15 protein-coding genes, 1 pseudogene and 1 riboswitch are annotated in these 20,957 nt (G+C 56.5%); of the genes and pseudogenes, 4 read left to right on the forward strand and 12 right to left on the reverse strand.

The genetic code is table 11. The features are described from left to right. The 6 genes from KSY55_RS02115 to KSY55_RS02140 form a co-directional block, all read right to left on the reverse strand. Positions 1–1,221, reverse strand: coding sequence for an ABC transporter permease (locus KSY55_RS02115; RefSeq protein WP_117649796.1), 1,221 nt, complete (start codon positions 1,219–1,221; stop codon positions 1–3). A gap of 221 nt (positions 1,222–1,442) precedes the next feature. Further along, complete coding sequence (locus KSY55_RS02120; RefSeq protein ID WP_217749471.1) at positions 1,443–2,798, reverse strand: ABC transporter permease; 1,356 nt, start codon at positions 2,796–2,798, stop codon at positions 1,443–1,445. A gap of 16 nt (positions 2,799–2,814) precedes the next feature. Beyond that, positions 2,815–4,086 carry a DUF2318 domain-containing protein gene (locus KSY55_RS02125; protein WP_118240082.1) on the reverse strand — a complete coding sequence of 424 codons (1,272 nt, stop codon included), beginning with the start codon at positions 4,084–4,086 and terminating at the stop codon, positions 2,815–2,817. 345 nt (positions 4,087–4,431) lie between these two features. Continuing rightward, complete coding sequence (locus KSY55_RS02130; protein WP_022244781.1) at positions 4,432–5,094, reverse strand: iron transporter; 663 nt, start codon at positions 5,092–5,094, stop codon at positions 4,432–4,434. Positions 5,095–5,185: 91 nt separating this feature from the next. Continuing rightward, entirely contained in the window at positions 5,186–6,949 is a 1,764-nt protein-coding gene (locus KSY55_RS02135; RefSeq protein ID WP_181991355.1) for an FTR1 family protein, read from the reverse strand. A 392-nt stretch (positions 6,950–7,341) separates the two neighbouring features. After that, the gene (locus tag KSY55_RS02140) at positions 7,342–8,685 is read right to left on the reverse strand and encodes an MFS transporter (protein ID WP_226557226.1); all 1,344 of its coding nucleotides are present in this window, start codon (positions 8,683–8,685) and stop codon (positions 7,342–7,344) included. A gap of 169 nt (positions 8,686–8,854) precedes the next feature. On the opposite strand from KSY55_RS02140, the gene KSY55_RS02145 reads away from it, so the two are divergent. Further along, positions 8,855–9,823 carry an FAD:protein FMN transferase gene (locus KSY55_RS02145; protein ID WP_217749472.1) on the forward strand — a complete coding sequence of 323 codons (969 nt, stop codon included), beginning with the start codon at positions 8,855–8,857 and terminating at the stop codon, positions 9,821–9,823. An 85-nt stretch (positions 9,824–9,908) separates the two neighbouring features. Here KSY55_RS02145 and KSY55_RS02150 read toward each other — a convergent pair whose 3' ends face one another. The 4 genes and pseudogenes from KSY55_RS02150 to KSY55_RS02165 form a co-directional block, all read right to left on the reverse strand. Beyond that, positions 9,909–11,741 carry an ABC transporter ATP-binding protein gene (locus KSY55_RS02150; RefSeq protein WP_117791196.1) on the reverse strand — a complete coding sequence of 611 codons (1,833 nt, stop codon included), beginning with the start codon at positions 11,739–11,741 and terminating at the stop codon, positions 9,909–9,911. A 109-nt stretch (positions 11,742–11,850) separates the two neighbouring features. Then, a pseudogene (locus KSY55_RS02155) lies at positions 11,851–13,710 on the reverse strand (ABC transporter ATP-binding protein); the annotation flags it as partial. Between the two features lie 305 nt (positions 13,711–14,015). Then, the gene (locus KSY55_RS02160; RefSeq protein WP_022244787.1) at positions 14,016–14,510 is read right to left on the reverse strand and encodes a MarR family winged helix-turn-helix transcriptional regulator; all 495 of its coding nucleotides are present in this window, start codon (positions 14,508–14,510) and stop codon (positions 14,016–14,018) included. A gap of 116 nt (positions 14,511–14,626) precedes the next feature. Further along, a complete protein-coding gene (locus KSY55_RS02165) occupies positions 14,627–15,679 on the reverse strand; it encodes an aldo/keto reductase (RefSeq protein ID WP_022244788.1) in 1,053 nt (350 codons plus the stop codon). A gap of 104 nt (positions 15,680–15,783) precedes the next feature. Next, positions 15,784–15,887: riboswitch (TPP riboswitch) on the forward strand. A gap of 348 nt (positions 15,888–16,235) precedes the next feature. Between KSY55_RS02165 and thiS the strand changes: the two genes are divergently transcribed. From thiS to KSY55_RS02180, 3 genes are all read left to right on the forward strand, one after another. Continuing rightward, a complete protein-coding gene (gene thiS, locus KSY55_RS02170) occupies positions 16,236–16,430 on the forward strand; it encodes a sulfur carrier protein ThiS (RefSeq protein WP_003833700.1) in 195 nt (64 codons plus the stop codon). 127 nt (positions 16,431–16,557) lie between these two features. Then, positions 16,558–17,271, forward strand: a complete 714-nt coding sequence (thiF, locus tag KSY55_RS02175; protein ID WP_072043206.1) for a sulfur carrier protein ThiS adenylyltransferase ThiF — start codon at positions 16,558–16,560, stop codon at positions 17,269–17,271. A gap of 95 nt (positions 17,272–17,366) precedes the next feature. Further along, positions 17,367–18,281 carry a thiazole synthase gene (locus KSY55_RS02180; RefSeq protein ID WP_003833695.1) on the forward strand — a complete coding sequence of 305 codons (915 nt, stop codon included), beginning with the start codon at positions 17,367–17,369 and terminating at the stop codon, positions 18,279–18,281. Positions 18,282–18,407: 126 nt separating this feature from the next. On the opposite strand, the gene KSY55_RS02185 is transcribed toward KSY55_RS02180, so the two are convergent. Together KSY55_RS02185 and KSY55_RS02190 are read right to left on the reverse strand one after the other, a co-directional pair. After that, entirely contained in the window at positions 18,408–19,922 is a 1,515-nt protein-coding gene (locus tag KSY55_RS02185) for an amino acid permease (RefSeq protein ID WP_051662131.1), read from the reverse strand. Between the two features lie 390 nt (positions 19,923–20,312). Further along, the gene (locus tag KSY55_RS02190; RefSeq protein ID WP_022244792.1) at positions 20,313–20,819 is read right to left on the reverse strand and encodes a hypothetical protein; all 507 of its coding nucleotides are present in this window, start codon (positions 20,817–20,819) and stop codon (positions 20,313–20,315) included. Positions 20,820–20,957 lie beyond the last annotated feature (138 nt).

Raw genomic sequence — 20,957 nt, forward strand, 5'->3', positions numbered from 1 at the left:
TTATTCCTCCCTCAAAACGATGGCGGGGTCGATACGGGTTGCGCGGCGAACCGGCGGGATGGATGCGATGACGGCGATGAGCACGCTCAACAGCAGCGAAGCGACGCCCAACAGCCAGTTGAAGCCAATGGCACGTTCGAATACGGATACGCACAGCACGCGGGCCAGCAGGTAGCCGATGGCAGTGCCGATCAGGCCGCCAATCAGTCCGTAGATGGCGGATTCCACATAGAATTCGATGCCGATAGCGCGCGAGGATGCGCCTAACGCCTTGCGCAAGCCGATTTCGTTGCGTCGCTGAGACACGATGGAACTGATGGTGGTGCCCACGCCCACAAACGTCAGCACGAGCACGACCAGCGACACGATCCAGAACAGGGTTTGCAGCATGGCGATGATACGGGTGTCGGATGAGGTGATTTTGGTGACGGTCTGCGCTTTCACGCCGGTTGACGGATTCGCATTGATCGATTTGACGACATCGTTGAGTTCGCTGCCTACCGCATTGACGGAATATTCGATCACGTCCGCGCCACGCTTGGAACCGGCCAGTTTGGCCACGTCAGCGTTGACCGCGTAGACGATTTCGTCTTCGCTGCCGCCCGTATCGACGATGCCTCCGACACGGAATTCAGTGCCGGTGTTCTCCATAATGTCGGACGAAACGCGGCCGTTTTCTTTGGCTTGCGCTTCGGTTTGGCTAAGAGCGCCGGAATCCTGCGCATCGTCGGATGCGCGGTAGCCGATGGTTACGGTCGAACCGATGGAGACACCGAGCGCGTCTGCCACGTCACGGCCGAGCATCACGTTGCCTTCGCTAGGCCAATCGCCAGTCACGTTCCAATGATGGTTGAGCGCCTTCACGTCTTTGGTTGTGATGCCAGCCAGCGTGTATGGCGCAGAATTGATGCGCACGCTTTCATACCGGTAAGCGGCGGAACGGGCGCTGTACGAGCCTTTCACCATCTGGTTCAACGCTTTGACGGTATCGGTGTCGATGCCGTGGGACTTTTCGGCTGATTCGGACGGCGTGACGATAAGATTCGCGCCATACGCACGCATTTCCTCGTTCATCTGCTGTGGAACGGCAATACACGTCGCCGCAAGGCAGAACAGCGTGGCAGCGCCCACCATGGAGGCGATCACGGCCATAACGGCCCGCGAACGACGGCGGAACACCGCGCCCCACAGCATGGTGAAGAACATCTTGCGATTAGTCATCTCATGCCCCTTACGGACTGTCTTGAACTCACCTACCATGCAACACCTCCGCAGACGAACAGCACAGTGTGCCGTTCGTGACCGAGGCCGCAGCCGCGGCCGAGTTTACGGAACTCAAGTTGACATCAGCGGCCATGCAACACCTCCGGGACGAACAGCACAGTGCGCTGTTCGTGACCGAGGCCGCAGCCGCGGCCGAGTTTACGGAACCCAAGTTGAAATCAACGGCCATGCAAGACCTCCGCAGGTTTGAGTCCCAGAATCGAACGGATCGACGAGAACGAGGCGATCAGCACGGTAAGCGTCAGCAGCACAAACACCAGCACAAACACCATCGGACGCATCGTAATGCCGGAACCGAATACCACATGTCCCACAATCTGCGCAACACCGGAACCCAACAGCGCACCGACAATCGCACCAACCAACGAAATCACAGCCGTCTCAGCGAGCATCAGGCGAGAAACCGCACCATCGGTGGCACCAATCGCCTTCAGCAACGCCAATTCTGAACCGCGCTCACCAATCGAGGCGGCCATCAGATTCGCCACTGCAATAGCGGCCGCAACCAGCGAAAGCACGGTCATCAGCACCATCACCGCCTGCGTTTTCTGCAGCACATCGCCCTGTAATGCGGCCACCTGACGCACCTGCTTGGCTACGGAACCGGGAATGACCTCTTCGATCTGATAGGCGATGGACGAAGGGTACGCGGTGCAATACCATGTTTCCCACTCATCTTGCGTGAGCGCATTCGGATTCTTCGACGCCTTACGCGCCAAATCATTGTCTGGCGTGGTCAGAGCCTTGACTTCGATCTTGTCGATGGAATCAGGCAGATTCGCAAGCACCTGCGCGGTGGATGACGGAATGTACATCGCATTGTTGTCGCTATCGCCGGAATCGTAAATGCCGATGATGGTGATCCGCTGCTTGTTGCGGCTGCCGTCGGCGGTGGTTTTGTAGAGGGTTACGGTATCTCCCTTGGTCACGCCGAGTTTGGATGCGAGCGTGGTGCCGATCAGGCCTTGCGCGCTATCGTCCTTCGGCCAGGAGCCGTCAAGCTTCCACCACGAACGCATGCCGTTCATGCCCGCCACCGTGGATTCACCGGAATCCATATGCAGGGTCTTGGCGAACCATGTGCCCACGATCGGCACGCCGGAAGCCTTGCAGGAGCTGGAATCCACCGATTCGGACGCGCAGTTCACGTCAGCATGGATATTAAGTTCGGGGGCAAAATTCGTGATGTTGAACGCCCAGAAGATGGTTTTGATCTTCGGTGCGTCCGATTCCTTCAGAAATGTGGTCGGATCGGATTCGGAAGTGCCGGAAGCGTTGCTATTCGCGTCACCCCCCGTGTTGTACAGGTCGTTGACGACGGCATCGGCCTTGGGCTGCACGGTGATGTTGGAACCGTACGTCGACAGTTCCGCGTTCAGCTTGTCTCCAACGTCGAACACCACACCCAGCATGGCCACGCTGACCGTGGCCGACAGGCACACGGTGACCGCGATCAGCAGTCTGCGTTTGAACTGCCTGCTGAACGAGCGGAAAATCATTCGAAAAAAGAACATGACTACCTCTTTCCGCTCACTGGAAATGCGTCGACAATGCGTCGAGCGTCGAAGTTTGAATTACGATTTTGCCGGATTCAACCTGATAATCGAACGGCACAGGATTGCAGCCGCCCTTGAATCCGATAGTGGCGAGGTTGATGGCGACATCGCACTTCTTGCAGATGATCTTGCCATCCTTCTCGTAATAGCCCGCGTCACCGCAGTTATCGCATGCGTCAAGACCGACACCGTACGCTCCACCATTCTTTTTGATGATGATGAAACGCATTACCGTGCCATCTTTCGCCTTGTATTGGAAGCGATGCAGGTGACCGTCGTTGATCTGACTGAATTTGATGGTGGCCACGCCGTCGCTCAGCGAATAATCCTCAGGCGGAGACAGCGTAATGACCTTCTTCGTTTGCGCCACACCATACGTGAGCGCGAACGTGATGCCGATCATCGCAACAAGACTCCATGCGCCGGCCGCCTTCGCACGGCGACGGAACGCGATATGCGATCGCACAATGGCCTCGTTTGCGCCTTCCGGCTTGATTTTGAAGCCCATCACAATGCTGGCGACCACCGGAATGATGAACACCAACACCATGGCAATGACCATATGACGCTGATGATTGATGCACCACACCAACGCCAGGAACGCTTCCGTAGGGAAATGAACGATGCGCTTGGACTGCAGAATCTGCGCAAGATCAGTGAAATGCGAGACAAACAGCAGCGCAATCAGCAGCAGCACGGCCGTGGTGAACGACCAACGAATCGCAGTGGAACGCATCGTACGGAAAATCAACGCTGCAACAATCGCAGTGGCCGCACCCAATACGAAACCAAGCGCACGAAGCAGCATATCCGAAGTGAAGATCGGATCTCCTGGCTCCACGAAAATCGTCAAACGCAAAATAACATCAGGCAACGCACGGAAGGTGGTGGAGGCAATCGCAAGAGCGCCAATCGCATTCGCAATATCGAGCAACGCGCGATGATCATGCCAATTCGTAGTGATGCGACGTGCGAACAGCGCAATAACGAACACCGCGATATCGAAAATCACACAACACCACAACGTAGGGTAATTGACGAACGTACGCTGATTGATCACCGCGGACGCACGCAACGCGGCGAACGCAATGGCACCCGCGAATCCGATAACAAAGCCCGCAAGACGCCAGTACGCGCTCAACGGCTTGTCACGCCCCTCACCGACCGTGAGCATCACGTTCAGCGCCATAATCAGCAAAGCCGGTGCCAGCGTTCCCTGCAACACCGTGACGTACTGCGTCAGCATCTCACACCTTTCGTTATATATCCCTGTCAAAGCCTAGTGAATTCGGCACACAAAAGGAACCCCCTTACCAAGATTCCCCCAAAAGCGCGTTATCTCCCAAAAGCGTATCCCCTAAAACGCAAGAGAGCGGTTGCTTGGATGGTTGTTCGACCGTAGGCTCGGCCAAACGGCCTTGAGCGCGTCGAACGACTATCCAGGCAACCGCGAACGCCGTACCCATATTCGCGCTACTTGCATACGTTTCGCGATACGTGAACGGCGTTAACCACGAGTTGAATCTCAACATGAATTCAGGCTTACATCCAAACCGTTTCGCTTGGCATGTGCCGGAACTCACGTTTCAGATCACCACTCCTGCGGGGTGTAGTTCCACTCCGGGAAAGTGACCTCGAGCGGCTCGGTCCAGAAGCGGCCCTTGACGCCGGTTTCCGGATCAACATGCAGCATCCAACCCTTCTTCTCCGGAGATTCGATCTTCAGCACGAGCTTGTAGGAGCCAGCCTCGTCGAGCTTGACGTTGGCGCCGTAGTGCGGGCCGTCGGAAGCGTTCATCTGCATGAAGGTACCGGAACCAACGGTCTCGTTGTTCGCGTTGTTGATGATCTCGTAGTTCACGGTCAGATCCGGCACGAAGTCGCCCTTGCCATAGCCGAGCTCGGTGCCCTTCTCGTTGGCATGGATGTCGGCTTCCAGGTGGAAGGAAGCGTCGGCAGCCTTCAGGCCCATGCCGGACGGTTCCATATCGATCGGCTGGAAGTACACGGCGTTGACGGTCAGAGCGTCAACATCCTGATCGGAGTGCTTCTCGTCGACCTGAATCTCTTCGAAGCCGGCGCCGTTGCTGTCATCAGCGCTGGAATCGCTGGATTTGTCGGTGGTGTCCGAAGTGGAGGTGTCGGACTTGGCATCGGATGCGGAATCGTTGGAGTTGCCGCATGCGGACAGGGAGAAGGCCATGGAGCCGGCCAGCAGGATGCCGAGCAGGGCGGCGATCTTCTTATTCTTCATTGTTTTTTCTCTTCCTTTTCTTTGGTCCCTTGAGGAACGTTGGAAACTTATGGAAATCTCTAAATCTTTACTTGTGATTATTGATTGGCGCTTACTTAGCCTGTTCCGCCTGCGCGGCCAACTTCATCCTGTGTTTCTTAATGAAACCGACCACGAACAGCACAACCACCGCGATCGCGGCAATCACCTGTGCCGTAATCGTTTCGACGTACGGATACAAGCCGATCCAATCGTTAGTTGGCACAGTGCTCAAGTAGGTGCCTTCAATAAGATCACCCTCGATGAGCGCATGGATGCCGCCACCCGCGAAAATCACAACCAATGCGGCCATCACAATCGAAGTTACGAGGAAGAACGGGCCGATCGGAATCTTCACCGAAGTGAATCGCAGAATCAGGAAGATGACGAGCAGCACCGCGGCGGCGGCCAGACCACCAACCCACATGCCGTGCGCATCCTGGCTCATGGAGTAGATGGACTCGTAGAAGATCACCGTTTCGGCGCCCTCACGGAACACGGCGAGGAAGCTCAGCATGGCAAGCGAGGTGATCATGCCCAAGCCCAGTCTCTGACCGGATTCGACCTTGCTTTGCGCGCCGGCCACAGCCGCTTCGGTCTTATTCCTGATGTAGTTGTTCCACGCTTCCACGGAGCTCTTGTTGAGCATCCAGTTACTGGTCCACAGCAGCATGAGAGTGGCGATCAGCGCGCACACGCCTTCGGAAATCTCCTGAATCGGGCCGGAACCGCCGAACAGGAACGTAAAGAGTACGGCGACCAAACCGGAACCGGCCAAACCTGCGACCACGCCAAGGTAGATCCACCTAGTGAAACGCTCGTTGCCGGACTTCACCAGGTAGGCGATCACTGCGGCCACCACCAGCAGCGCTTCGAGGCCCTCACGGATCAGAATGAGGAACGCCTGGCCGGCGGAGCTGGTGACGAGCTTGGTGAAGCCGTTGACATTGCCGGACGCGCCACCGTCAAGGGTGGCCGCGTCTTCCACGAGCCAGCTCTTCAAATCGTCGACATGCTGCTTGATTTCCTTGTCGGAACCGCCGTCGCGCATGGTCTTACGAGTCATCTTGAACTGGTATTCGACCTGCGAAACACGATCGCCGGAAATCACGTTCATCACGTTCTTTTCGAAGCCGAGTTTCTCGTAGTACTGGTAGTAGGCATTGTTGACCAGCGTGGAGCCTTCGTCGCCCTTGCCGGCAGCGGCAGCCTCGTATGCCTGGTCGAGAATGACGGTCATTTCGCTGGCAACCTCACTCCACGTGCGGTCGCCTTTGCCTTTGGATGAATTCTTCTTGGCCGCGTCGAGCTTCTTGCGCTCTTCCGCGGTTTGCGCGGCACGCTGCTTCGCGTATTCCTTAGGATTGGCGAGGTCTGCGTTCGCGTCAAGCGTTTGCGCGGTTGCGTTGATTTCGGCGGTCAGCGCGTCGATTTTGGCTGCGATGGCGTCGCCTTGGTCCTGCTGGTAGGCAAGACCTTCAAGATCGGTGAATTGCTGCAGCAGTTCCTTCTGCTTGTCGGCACTGATGGTGTCGTTGACGACTTTCGAGAAGTTGGATGCGTCGTAACCGATCCAATGCGCGGTCTGGAAATCGGTGCCGGCCTGACCGTAATTGCCGTCATTGTAGTCTTTTTCGGCAGTCGCAAGCTGGTCTTCGATGTTCTTCGCAGCGGCAGTCCAGGAATCAAAATTCGTTTGACCGTCATCGGCGGCAATTGCCGGCTGCGGAACTGCGGTAGTCGCGAAAAGCGTGGTCAACGCGATCATCAATGCCGCAATGAACGCGACAAGGCGACCGGACACACTTGTAGCCCGCTGCGTATCGCAGGATGACATAAGACCGCTTCCTCTCTCAGCCGTTCACAATCCGATTCACGAGTGCGCCACCTTTGCCATACGCACAGTGCGCACCGACTTCACAAGATAAAACGAAAAAAATCGAAAGAACAGTCTTGATTTTTTGGCAGTTTTGTTGTAGAAACCTTTAAAATGGCGGAATTCCGCCATTCTTCTTTTCTGTAATCCGCGCGAGTCGTCTCACATAGTGATTTTTTGAGGCGCTTTCGCCGTTCCTCTCCATGCATATTCGTGCGATTGGAAGATTCGGGAATTGGGGGATTTGGGATGGAGCTGGACTTTCTGACCTCACGATTCCGCCCTGGTGACCTCACGATTCCGAAAAAGCAACGAAAAACAAAATCGTGAGGCCAGCGGGCGCATGGACGGAATCAGGATTCGAGCACGTCAAGCACCTTGCGTTCGTTGTAGAACGCGAACACCACACCGCCGATGCCGCACAATACCGCGGCGCAAACAGCCGCAATGCGATAGCCGGCGCCCGACGCCATGCCAATCGTGCTCACGCCGGTAAACAGCAGCATCGCCACCGACTGACCCATCTTCATCGCAAACGTGCGAGCCGCATAGAACATGCCCTGACGATCCTGACCGGTCGTTTTCGAGCTCGCGTCGGCAATATTCGCAACAATCGCCTGCGGAAGAATGCCGAACGCGGCCATCGGAATCGCGCCGACAATCGAGAGAATCAAGCCCTGCGCCATCGGCGGAATCGCAGCGAGCAGACCGGAGCCAAGCGCGCCCGCAAACGCGAACGCACATGTGAAAATCACGAAAGCGACCAGCAGAATCCGCTTCTTGCCAACACGATTCGCCAATACATTCACCGGCATGTAGAACAGCACCGACACTGCGGTCATGAGCACGAAATAGATGGTGGTCGTGGTCTCGGGAAGTTTGAGCAGGCTTGTCACGAAGAACGGCAAACCAGTCTGGAATGTAGTGATCGCAACCCAATAGACCACGTCGGAGCAGACGAACTTGCGGAATTCGCCGTCGCCGAACGTCTGCTTCAACGATTCGATGGTCGATTCGGACGTGGGCTGCGAGTTGACGTAATCGCGTTCCTTGATGGTGAGCGGCGGAACCAGCATGCACACGAATGCGATGGCCGCCATGATGGTGAACGTCAAACGAATGGCGTTCACACGCCCCAAGCCCGGCACGAAACCAGCCCAAATCACCGGTGCCACGTATGCAATGGCGGTGCCGGCCACCCACGTGAACGAGATGGCGGTGGAGATGGTGAGCTGCTGTTTGGAATCGTGACCAAGCTCGGCGATCAGCGCGTTGTAGGGCGTGCAGTAGAACGTGAGCGCAATGTAGTAGCCGATCACCGTGACGAACAGGAACGCGCCGTTGATCCAGCTCGTATCGTTGATTGGACTCCAAAACACCAGCACGGTGACGAGGGCGAGCGGAAGGGCCGCAAATTTGAGGAACGGCATGCGACGACCGGATTTTGATGTGCAACGGTCGGAAAGACTTGCCACGGCCGGATCCACGAATGCGTCGAAGAAGCGGGCGAACGCGGTGATGCCGCCGACTACGGTCACCACGCCGAGTACGGCAAGACCTTGCGGTACGAACACGGTTTGCCCTTGCGAGATGGTTTCGCTGTCAGGCTGGTAGAAGTAGACGAGCCAATTCGAAATAATGCCGGAAAGTAGCGCCCAGCCGAATTGGCCGACGGCGAAAGCCCAGACTTTGGGCATCGGCAGGCTCTTCACCGTTTTTGTTGTGCGCGTGGCTGCACTTGCATTCTCGACGTTCCCCATATCAACCTCCATGTTGACGCCCTGCCGGCAACTGTACCATGCGCCCCATCGCGAAAGTCCCATTTCCCCCAGTAGCTGGAGGAAATGGGCGGGTAGCATCGGAGGCATGGATTCTTTGACGCAACGCATGCCGTTTGTCACGGCGTTTTATAGGGCGCTCGGCACCGGTATGGTGATTTCCGTGGATTCGCCGATCGACGACAAGGTGCGTTCCGCAATGGAATCGCTCATTGAGGATTACGAACACGTGCTGTCTCGATTCCGCAATGATTCGCTGATTGCGGCGATCGGCAAGGCCGAGCATGGCGGAAGTTTCGATTTTCCGGATTGGTGCGCGCCGCTGTTCGATCTGTATGATGCGCTATTTTCCGCCACTTCCGGCGCGATTGATCCGTGCGTCGGCGAGGATTTGATTCGACTTGGATACGATGCGTCGCTGAGTTTCACGGTTACACAAGATGCGCCCGAACATTTGGGCGCATTGCGCGGACGCGCCGTTTGGGGACGCGATGTGACCCGCCACGGAACCACATTGGTAACGCATGAGCCGGTGCAGTTGGATTTCGGCGCCTGCGGCAAAGGCTATCTCGTCGATCTGCTCGGGCGCATGCTGCAGTCGTCACAATTCGTGATTGATGCGGGAGGTGATTTGCTGATTCATGCGGAACAGCCCATTTCCGTCGCACTTGAGGATCCGGAAGATCAGTCCCACGCAATCGGAATCGCACATATTGCGAACGGAGCGTTGTGCGCAAGCGCACCCAGCCGACGCCATTGGAACGTGGCAGTCAACGAGCGCACCCAAATCGCCATTCATCATCTGCTCAATGCCATCGACGGACTGCCCGCGCAACAAACCGAAGCCAGCTGGGTATACATTCCAGCGAACGCAACGCTCAATCTTGCACGCGACTACCCCACCGCCGTTGCGGACGGCCTGGCCACGGCCCTGTTCGTTTCCGACGTAGCACAACTGCAACGCACGTTCGATTTCACATACGCAACATTGGACGAATCCCGCCAAATCGCAGTCAGCCGCAACTTCCCGGCCGAACTCTTCCTGCGATCCGCATAACAGCCGAATACCAGCCGAAATAAACAAAGACCGCACGTCTTTGGGGACGTGCGGCTCCTGTGAATCAGCCAGCCAGAACGGCGAATCAGTCGGTGAGGGCGAACTGGCTGTTGTAGATGTCGGCGTAGAAACCGCCTTTGGCGAGCAGCTCCTCATGCGTACCGCTTTCCACGATGTCGCCATGGTTCATGACCAAAATCATGTCCGCATCGCGGATGGTGGACAGACGGTGCGCGATCACGAACGACGTACGGTCCACGGTCAGCGCGTCCATGGCCTTCTGAATCAGCTCTTCCGTACGCGTATCGACCGAAGAGGTGGCCTCGTCGAGAATCAGAATCGGCGCATCCTCAACCATGGCTCGCGCAATGGTGAGCAACTGCTTCTGACCCTGCGAAAGCGTGGCCTTGTCGTCAAGCACTGTGTCATAGCCATTCGGCAGCGACATGATGTAGTGGTGCAGCCCCACGGCCTTGCACGCGTCCTCGATCTGCTTGTCGGTGACGCCCGGCTTCGAATACGCGATGTTTTCACGCACTGTTCCACGGAACACCCACGTATCCTGCAATACCATGGAGAACTGGTCATGCACGTTCCAGCGTGGCACGGACTTCGTATCCACACCATCAATCGCAATCGAACCGCCCGAAATCTCATAGAAACGCATCAGCAGATTCACCATCGTGGTCTTGCCGGCACCGGTCGGACCAACAATCGCAACCTTCTGACCGGACTTCACCGAAGCGGAGAAATCGTTGATGATCGTCTTGCTCGGATCGTAACCGAACTTCACATGACTGAACTCAACGTCACCGCGCACCGGTTTGCCGTTCACGCCGAGCAGCGCCTGCTTGTCGGATTCGTCGGCCATCTCCGGCTCTTCAAGGAAGCCAAACACGCGCTCGGAAGCGGCCGCGCAACGCTGCAGGTTCTGGAATGCCTGCGCGAACTGGGAAAGCGGCTGGGTGAACAGTCGAATGTACATCATGAACGCAACGATCACACCAAACTCGATCTTGCCATCCATCGCAAGCACAGCGCCAACCACGCACACAACCACGTAGCCGAAATTGCCGACGAAATTCATCAACGGCATCATCAGGCCGGAAAGGAACTGGCTCTTCCATCCCGAATCGTACAAATCATCGTTATATTTTTCGAACGCGCGAATCGAATCAGCCTCGCCGCAATACGCCTTGACCACGGTGTGGCCGGCGTACATCTCTTCGACGTGACCGTTGACATCGCCCAATGCGATCTGCTGACGGGAGAAGTACTTCTGCGAAACCTTCATGATTGCGCCCATGATGAGCAGGCCAACCAGGCTGGAAGCGATGGCGCACACCGTCATAATCACATTGTTGTAGAACATCATGATGAGCGCGCCCACGAACAGCGTGACCGACGTGATCAGCGAGCCGACCGACTGGCCGAGCGTCTGGCCGATGGCGTCCACATCGTTGGTGATGCGGCTGAGCACATCGCCGTAGCTGACCTTGTCGAAATACTTGAGCGGCAGCTTGTTGATCTTCACGCTGATGGCTTCGCGCAGCTCCTGTGCGGTGCGCTGCGTGACGTTCGCCATCATCCAGCTTTGCACGTAGCACAGCACCGCGTACCCCACATACAGCGCCACCAGCAGCCATGCGATGTGCGTGACCGCGTCCATGTCGATCGCACCGAGCACCGGCTTGCCATTGACTAGCGCAGGCAGGCCTTTGGCGATCTCGTTGGTCATGTCCTTGAGCTTGTCCGGACCGACGATCTGGCATACCGTGCCGATCGCGCCCAATACGAGCGCCACAATGATGGCGGGAATGTAGTGGCGGCAGAAATGCACCAGTTTCTTCATCACACCACCGAAATCTTGCGGTTTTTCAACGGCTCCGCGGCCGCGTCCCATAGGTCCTCCTGGCATATCAGCGACCCTCGCTTTCGTTCAATTCGCTTTCGACGGACGGCTTGCCGGTTTCAATCGGTTTGCCGGTTTCGCCCGGCAGCTTGCTTTCGCCCGACTTGCCGCCGTTCAATTCGTCTTCGCTCAGCTGAGACTGCGCAATCTGACGGTACACATCGCAGTTTTCCAGCAGTTCGCTATGCGTGCCTTGGCCGACCACCTTGCCGTCGTCGAGCACCACGATGCGGTCGGCGTCCATAATGGTGCCGATGCGCTGCGCGACAATCAGTTTGGTAGAATCTTTCGCTTCCTTGGCGAGCGCGTCGCGTACGGCACGGTCGGTTTTGAAATCAAGTGCGGAAAAGGAATCGTCGAAAATCAGGATTTCCGGATGACGATAGACGGCACGTGCAATCGACAGACGCTGTTTCTGCCCGCCCGACACGTTCGATCCACCCTGCGAAATCGCGGAATCGTACTGCTTTTCCTTGGTTGCGATGAATTCGGTCGCCTGTGCAACTTCACATGCGTTGCGCACGTCGGCGCGCTGTTCCGAAGTGAGTGTGCGATGCTCGTTTTGCGTTGCGATCAGCTCTTTTTCGCGCTTTCTGCCGGCCGCGGTCGAGGTATCGGTCATGTCGACGATGCCGGCATCGGTGGTGTCGAGCGGATTGTCGCCATAGCTGACATTGGATGCGATCGTGCCTTTGAACAGGAAGGATTGTTGCGGCACATATCCGATTTTGTCTCGTAATGCCTTGAGCGTGTAGTCGCGCACGTTCACGCCGTCGACGAGCACCTCGCCTTGCGTCGCGTCATAGAAACGCGGCACGAGGTTGATGAGCGAGGATTTGCCGGAGCCGGTGGAGCCGATGAACGCGACCGTTTCGCCCTTCTTGGCAGTGAAGTTGATGCCTTCGAGCATGGCTTCACGCGAATCCGGGTAGGTGAAGGAAACATTGCGGAATTCGATTTCGCCCTGCTTGCCTGCTTCGCCAGCATCGCTGCGGGTGCCGTCGGTGATCAGCGGTTCGGTGTCGAGCACTTCGAGCACGCGCTGTGCGGACACGTCCGCTCGCGGCCACAGCACGAACACCATGCTCATCAGCAGGAAGCTCATGATCACCTGCACGGAGTAGCTGGAGAACACCACCATGTTGGAGAAGGTGGTGAGCTTGTCGGCCGCGTCGGCCGCGTCGATCAGGTAGGCGCCGATCCAGTACACGGCAAGCATAAGACCGTTCATGATGGTGTTCATCAACGGCATCATGAAGGCCATGGCACGGTTGGTGAACAGCTGGGTGTCGGTGAGTTCCTTGTTGGCCTTGGTGAACTTGGCTTCCTGGTAATCCTCGGCATTGTAGGCGCGCACCACGCGCAGGCCGGTGAGGTTCTCGCGCGCCACAAGGTTGATGTTATCGGTCAGTCGCTGCATGGACTTGAACTTCGGCATGACGAGAACCATGAGGATCGTGATGGAGACCAGCAGCACCACTACCGCGATGCCGGTGGCGAGCGTCCATTCGAGACCGTCTCCCGCAATCTTGCAGACGGCCCAAACCGCCATAATCGGCGATTTGACAATCATCATCAATCCCATGGTGATGAACATCTGAATCTGCGTAATATCGTTCGTGGAACGCGTAATCAGCGAGGCTGTGGAGAATCGGCTCATTTCAGCCGGTCCGAACGATTCTACCTTGCGGAATTCCATGGAACGCAGACGCTGGCTGAACGATGCGCCGATGCGTGCCGCGAAATAGCCGGTGATGATGGCGCATGCTGCCGATCCAAGCGAAATAAGCAGCATTTTGCCGCCGGCGATCCAAATATCGTGCATTTCACTGCCAGGGGTTTCCACGAGGGTGGTGATGTCGGACATGTAGTCCGGCAGGGTCAGGTCAAGCCAGATCTGCCCGACGATGCTGACCAGTGCAATGAGCATCTGGCCTATCTCCGCTTTGGAGAGGTATCGCATAATGCGGAACATGCTTGGATTCCTTCTCTTGTGTTGCGTTTGAAGTTTTTGCGATTGATGGATTGGTTGGATCAACTACATGAGTTGATCGAATTGCGATTAATGATTTACATAAGTCCTATTGAATTGTCTTACGATATTTAATTACTTACAGTGTAAGACAATCTCATATTTCTGTGTATTTGCTGAGAGCGATTCTTCTCAGCTCGGTCGCGCGCGGCCAACATATACCATTCGCGACACACTCAAGGCCGTTTGGCCAAGCTTACAGTCGCGAACGGCACATGTGAGGCGCACGCTTACGTGGTAGGCAGTCCCTACGCAGGATCTTCAGATTCGGCTTTTGCGAAGGCTTGCTTTACTTCTTCGGCGGTGGGGCGGGGCTGGCCAGGGATGCAGATGGTCACGTATGTGGCAAATTCCTCGGTAAGATCCACGAATTCGCGCGTGCGACGCTCCCCCATCTGCGAAAAGACCCAGCAGACGGCGTCGCGCATATCCTCGCGCTGCTGCTTGGCCTTCGCCCGCCCCTGCTCGGTAAGATTCACATGCACAATGCGTCGGTCGTTGGGATCGACCTCACGCTCGATCAGACCCTTTTTTTCCAACGCAGCCAACAGCGTGGAAATCCTGCCCGACGTGACCTTCAACGCGGTAGCCAACTGCGAGGGCGTTTGCGCGCCCTTGAACTCAAGCTCGCGAATAATGAATGGCTCGCCCTTGGAATCACGCGACATCGCCTGCTGCATCTGAGACTTCTTACCCCAGACCACTTTCATCAGCTTGTCAAACGACTCCCGCTCGAAGCCCACGCTTCACCTCGCCTTATTCGATGCCCATCAGTTATGTCTCGATAATATCTTTTACTGTAAACATTTTTCGATCGCAACGTGCAAGTACAGGAAAACGCCCAAAAAGGAAACGATAATCAGCAAGGAAGCATCGCAAGCTCTTCTTGAGTGAGCTGAAGTTGCGTTGCAGCGAAGGAATCGTTGATTTCCTGCGGATTGCGAGCGCTGGGAATGGTGAACAGACGTTCGTAACGGGTCAATTCCCACGCCAGCACCACACGCTGGTAGGAGCAACCACGTTGCGCGGCAACCGTGCGGAACGGATCGTACGCGCTCTGATCGAACGTATCGAGGAATCCGCCGAGCGGCGACCAACAGACGAAAGCGAGCCCCAATTCGGCGCAATGCTCCATCGTATGTTCCGGATCGGGATGCGACGGCGAGAACTGGTTTTGCACGGCGACCAAGCCGCTGCCGATAATGCCGCGCGCAAGATCGATCTGCTCGTTATTCACACGGGAGATGCCCGCATATTTGATCACGCCTTCGTCGAGCAGCTGCTTCAACGCGCCGCATTGGTCTTCGTAAGGCACCGCGGGATCGGGGCCATGCGAATACAACAGGTCGAGCGTATCGACGCCCAAGTGCAACGCGGACTCCTTGGCGTCACGAATCATGGTTTCGGGGCGCGAATCCGCCATCCACCCGTATTGACTGCCCGCCGCCTGCAAATGCTGGCGTTCCTCGCCAGGCCGACGGCTGCATCCCTCAGAATCCCGCCCCTGAGTGTCCGATTCTGGTGAATCGGACATCTGTACCCCAAATCCGGCACCCTGTTTGTCCGATTCTCCAGAATCGGACACAGGAGCAACAAAAGCGGGGACCTCCATGGTGCGTCGATAGCCAGTTTTCGTGGCGACCAGCACTTCATCTCGGGGGCCATTCCACGAAGTGAGCGCATCACGCACCAACTTTTCGCCGTAGCCAAGGTCTTCCGCAGTGCCGGTGCCAGGCTCGCTCGGCAGATAATATGACCAAGCCGTGTCCAAATAGCGAACACCCGCGTCCAAACCGGCATGAATCGTACGAATCGCGGTATCGCGATCCGGGCGCCCCTCAATCGCCAAAGCCATCGTTCCCATACCAAGCCGAGGAATCGCAAATCCTGCCAACTCGCCGTCCATCATCATCTTCCCCTTCCTTGCAAGCACTCAGCCGATTCGCACATGTTCACATCAAGACTAACCCAACGTGAACCGGCGCAAGCTTGTCGGGCGCGTGCGCGAAGATGAAGGCACAACCGAACGGGAGCCGAAAGGCTGAGAGGGAGCTCATAGAGCTTCGACCGAGGACTTGATGCGGGTAATGCCGCCGTAAGGAGACGGGTTGTTCACGCCGCAAGACGTATCTCATCTTCCGTTCGCGATAACCGAATATCGCGTGATTAGGGTCACGGAGGGGCGCACCACCTCATAGGGTACGGTTCCTTCGGCGACCCTTTTTTCGTACCAACCTTGAGTGCCCGATTCTGCAGAAACGGACGCACAAGCGGCTCGAACAAGCGCCTACGTGTCCGATTCACCAGAATCGGACATTCGTGGACTGAAATAGATGCCGTGCGTGTCCGATTCTGCAGAATCGGACATTTAGAGACCGACAATGAACCTCCGGATGTCCGATTCACCAGAAACGGACATCCGGAGTGCAGGAAAGCATGTGTCATGACAGACACAGAAGGGAACCGCAATGATCATCAACGGTAAGGAAGAGAACATCGCCACGCCGATCACCGTGGCCGAACTGATCGAAAGCAAGGGCCTGCGCGCCGACCGCGTGGCTGTCGAGCTCAATGGTGAGATCGTGCCTCGCACCCAGCGTGCGCAGACGCAGCTCAAGGGCACCGATACGTTGGAAATCGTCACGTTCGTGCAGGGCGGCTGAACCACTTTCAAAATTTCTTGCGATTACGACCGGCACAATGCACGCGTAACAATCGCAAGAACATACAAAACACAACCAACCCGGCAAAAACAACGCACGAACGGAAAACGAGAATACGAGAACAACCATGACTTTTGAACCATCCGCATCGCAGGCGCAGATCGACGCCCGCCAGCACGCTTTCGACAACCAGCCCGACCCGACCACGCTCGTCAGCCGCGAAGAAATCCGTGCGGCCCTGCTCGACCGTCATACCGCAGCCACGCAAGACAAGCTCGACGCGGCGCACGTGGCCATTTGCGGCTGCGGCGGCCTCGGATCGACCATTGCGGTGGCGTTGACCCGCATTGGCGTCGGTCACCTACATTTGATTGACTTTGATCGCGTGGATATGACGAATCTGAATCGTCAGCAGTATTTTTTGAAGGATCTTGGGCAGTACAAGACGGAAGCATTGCGCAGTAACTTGCGTCAGATCAATCCTTTTATCGATATCACCATTGATACCGTGAAAGTGACTGACGAGAACGTGCCGACGCTGTTCGACAATGAGGATATTATTTGCGAAGCGTTCGACGTGCCGGAAAACAAGACGATGCTGGTGAATGCCGTGCTTGAGAATCTGCCGAACAAGAAGCTGGTGAGCGCTTCTGGAATGGCGGGATTCCGCAGTTCCAATTTGGTGAATACTCGTCGCGTTTCGAAGAATTTCTACTTCTGCGGCGACGGCGAAACCGCTCCGGTGCCGGGCGCTGGTCTGATGGCACCGCGCGTGGGTGTGGTCGCCTGCCATGAAGCCAATATGATCACTCGCTTGATTCTCGGCGAAGAAGACGCCTGACAGCGAAACGCAACCACAAACGCAATTGCAATTGCAATCGCAAATCGCAAATCGCAACGAATGACACAACACTAATCGCATAGTAAGGATTAACCATGAGCACCGAAAACACGATCACCACCGCGGAAAAAGACTTCGCGGCGGCACCGAACGCCACGCTCGACGAGCTGGTCGGCACCACCACGAACACCGCACTGCTGCCGGAACCGGATGCGCACGCGTATGACGAAATCGCCACCGGCGACGCCGATCCGTTGATCCTCGGCGGACACAAGTTCACGAGCCGCTTCATTCTCGGTTCCGGCCGCTACGATCTGAACCTCATCAAGGCGACCATTGAGAACGCGGGCACGCAGATCGTCACCATGGCGTTGCGTCGCTGCCGTACCACCGAAAACAATCTGCTCGATTACATTCCGAAAGGCATCACCATGCTGCCGAACACGTCCGGCGCACGCAATGCCGAGGAAGCGGTGCGTATTGCACGTCTCGCCCGCGAAGTGTGCCAGACGGACTTCGTGAAGGTGGAGATCGAACATGAGGCGAAGTATCTGCTGCCCGACAATGAGGAAACCATCAAAGCCACGAAACAGCTGGCAAAAGAAGGCTTCGTGGTCATGCCGTACATGTTCCCCGATCCGATTGCGGCGAAGCGTCTTGAAGACGCGGGTGCGGCTTGCGTAATGCCGCTCGGCGCGATGATCGGCTCGAATAAGGGTCTGCGTGCACGCGATTTCATTGAAGTGATCATCAAGAACTCTAATGTTCCGGTGATCATCGACGCTGGTATTGGCCGTCCGAGCCAGGCTGCGGAAGCCATGGAAATGGGCGCGGACGCGGTGATGGCATACACGGCCATCGCTTCCGCCGGCAATATTCCGCTGATGGCACGCGCGTTCAAGAAGGCGATCGAAGCGGGTCGTGAAGCGTATTTGTCTGGCTTGGGCAAGGTTACGGAAGATCATGCCGTGCCGTCCAGCCCGACGAACGAGGCCGACTACATCGGCTGATTTGCGCTGGATCCCGTAATGGGGATTCGCGCAAAGACCATGCTGAAAGGGGCGTTTGCCGAATGTACGTGATGCACTCACGTTCGGCAAACGCCCCTTACTTGTATCCTGCGTTACCTGCAAACGTTACTGCTGCAAGGCTTCCTTAAGATCGCGATTCTGGAATCGTTCGTGTAGCAGGCAATATCCGCCAAACGCAACCAGCCAAATCAGACCGGCAATCGCAGAACCAATCGTGTCCGTCGACAGGAACAACGTGACATACACGAGCACAAAGAACGTGATCGCAATCCAATCAAACACCTGCCAAGCGGGCATGACGAAACCGTCCGGTAGAAAATCGCTGCTCTGACGATACCTGTGGTGGGCGAGCATCGTCAGCACGTAAATGAAAATCACCACAGCGCTGGCGGCCGAAGCGAATAGCACGAACGCGCCGGAAATACCCGGAATCGCGTTGATGATCGGGGAGAACAGAATCATGCAACCCGAAGCGACGATCGCCTTCGCAGGCACCTTGTGGTCGGAAACCTCAGCCAAACGCGCCATCGCAGGCGACTCGGAATCCGAAGCAAGCTGATACAAGTGACGACCGGCTGAATAAATCAGCGAATTCAACGCCGACGCGGCAGCCGTAATCACCACGAAGAACACCAGGGCGGCGGCCCAATCAAGACCCGCATATTTGAACACCATGATGAACGGCGAACCGAACGAGCCATCGGAATTCTCGTGAAAGTTACGCCAGGGCACAATAGCCATGATCGCGATCAGCGCGCCCACGTAGAAGATCAGAATACGCATGATCAGCTCGTTCACCGCCTTCGGCAGCACCTCGCGCGGATTCTGCGTTTCCGACACCGTGACACCCACGAATTCGATGAGCTGGTAGGCGAAAAACACCATTTGGAAGCTCATGAAGAAGTTCATCCAACCGTTCGGCGCGAGCTGGAAGCCGTCGGTGATATTCGTAAGGCTCACCGTGGCACCCGACACCGTGCCGTCCACGCCTTCGATGTGCGTGGCGGGGTAGCTGAAGCCGATGATCAGCATCACGATGGCGGTGACGATCAGACCGACGATCAGCGTGATCTTGATCATGGAGAACCAGAATTCCGCCTCGCCGAACACTTTCACCGCAATCAGATTGATGCCGGTGAGCGCTACGAGGAAGCACAGTTCGATCAACCACTTCCACGAGTTCAGGTCTATGCCGAATGTGCCGAAGAACGTTACGAAATATGTGCTTACGGCGGTGATTTCGGTCATGCCGGTCAGAATGAGCACGATCCAATACGTCCAGCCGGCGAACTTGCCCCACCCGCGGCCGAGATAGCGCGTGATGAAGTTGATGAACGTGTGCTGGCTAGGATCACTGTACATCATTTCGCCGATGGCACGCATCAGCAGGAACATAATCAGGCCAACGCCGATGTACACGAAAATGATGCTCGGGCCGGTCAGTGCGATCGACTTGCCGGAGCCTAGGAACAGGCCGGTGCCTATGGTGCCGCCGATGGCGATGAACTGGACGTGGCGGTTTTTCAGGCCTCGCTCCATTTCGTTGCTTTGGTCGAGGCTTTCGACGGATTTGATGTGCGCGGCGCTTGAGCCCGCGGAATTGGTGTTCTCGGAAGTCATAATGTTCACTACCCTACCCCGCGAACCGCACATTGCGCCCGCCGAAGCTTTGTTTTTGGGCACGTACGCAGATTTTGCGGCACTGGCGCATCCCGTTTGTGGTCAACCGTGCCCAGCCGACCACCTTATTCCCGTATTTTCGCCTCGCCATACCCCCTGCCGCCCTATCTCGCCTATATATGGCAGATTCACGAGGTTGACCGCTACTTGCTCGCTTGCGTATGGCACTTGCTCACGGCAAAACACCACTTAAGGGGTACGTTTTGGGCGTATTTCCGCAGGCTGACTGCCATATATAAGTGAGATACGCCCAACTGTCCGACACAAATCGCGCCTCGCTTGTCCGATTCTGCAGAATCAGACACTTACGCAGCATAACGATGGTCTGGGTCAGGCGGTGGCGGCGATTTGCCCGCGCAGTTCGGCGTTCGCGCGCTCCAGTTCGTCGATACGGCGTGCCTGCTGTTTGATGATGATGCTCGCGGTTCCCACGTCGATGCCGTCGTCGCCTTGCGCTTTGACGGGAATATGTTCCATCGTCCTGTTGGTGATGCTATCGAGGTTGCGCCTCATCACGAACGCATGCTCATACCGGTTGACGAGTTGCGCGATGATCTCGCTGTCGCTCATGTTGCCGCTGCCGGTCACGGATTTGATGGCCGACGTTTTCCAACGATCCACACACCGTTCGATGCGCTTGTATCCGATGAGATCCGGCGGAAGTCCCGCTTCCCGGAAGATTTTGGTTGGCGATTCGCCTGTCAAGTAGCGTATGGTGCACACTTGCTTGAACGAATCGGCGTAGGTGATGCGATTGCGCGTTACGTTGGCGACCGCCGGCAGTCCGCGCAATAGTTGGATTTCCTCGTCGCTGAATGCTCCCCCACCTCGTGCCATGACACCCGCCTTTCCACTGTTTTCATGGATGTGCTTGCGATTGTAGGGTGCCATTGTCGTGAGATGCCCCCACCTGCAACCCCTGCATGATTGCTTTGTTTGACGCATGTTTTGATGCCTGTTTTGCCACTTGCGGAT

The organism is Bifidobacterium sp. MSK.13.1 (assembly GCF_019131435.1).
GTDB lineage: Bacteria > Actinomycetota > Actinomycetes > Actinomycetales > Bifidobacteriaceae > Bifidobacterium > Bifidobacterium pseudocatenulatum.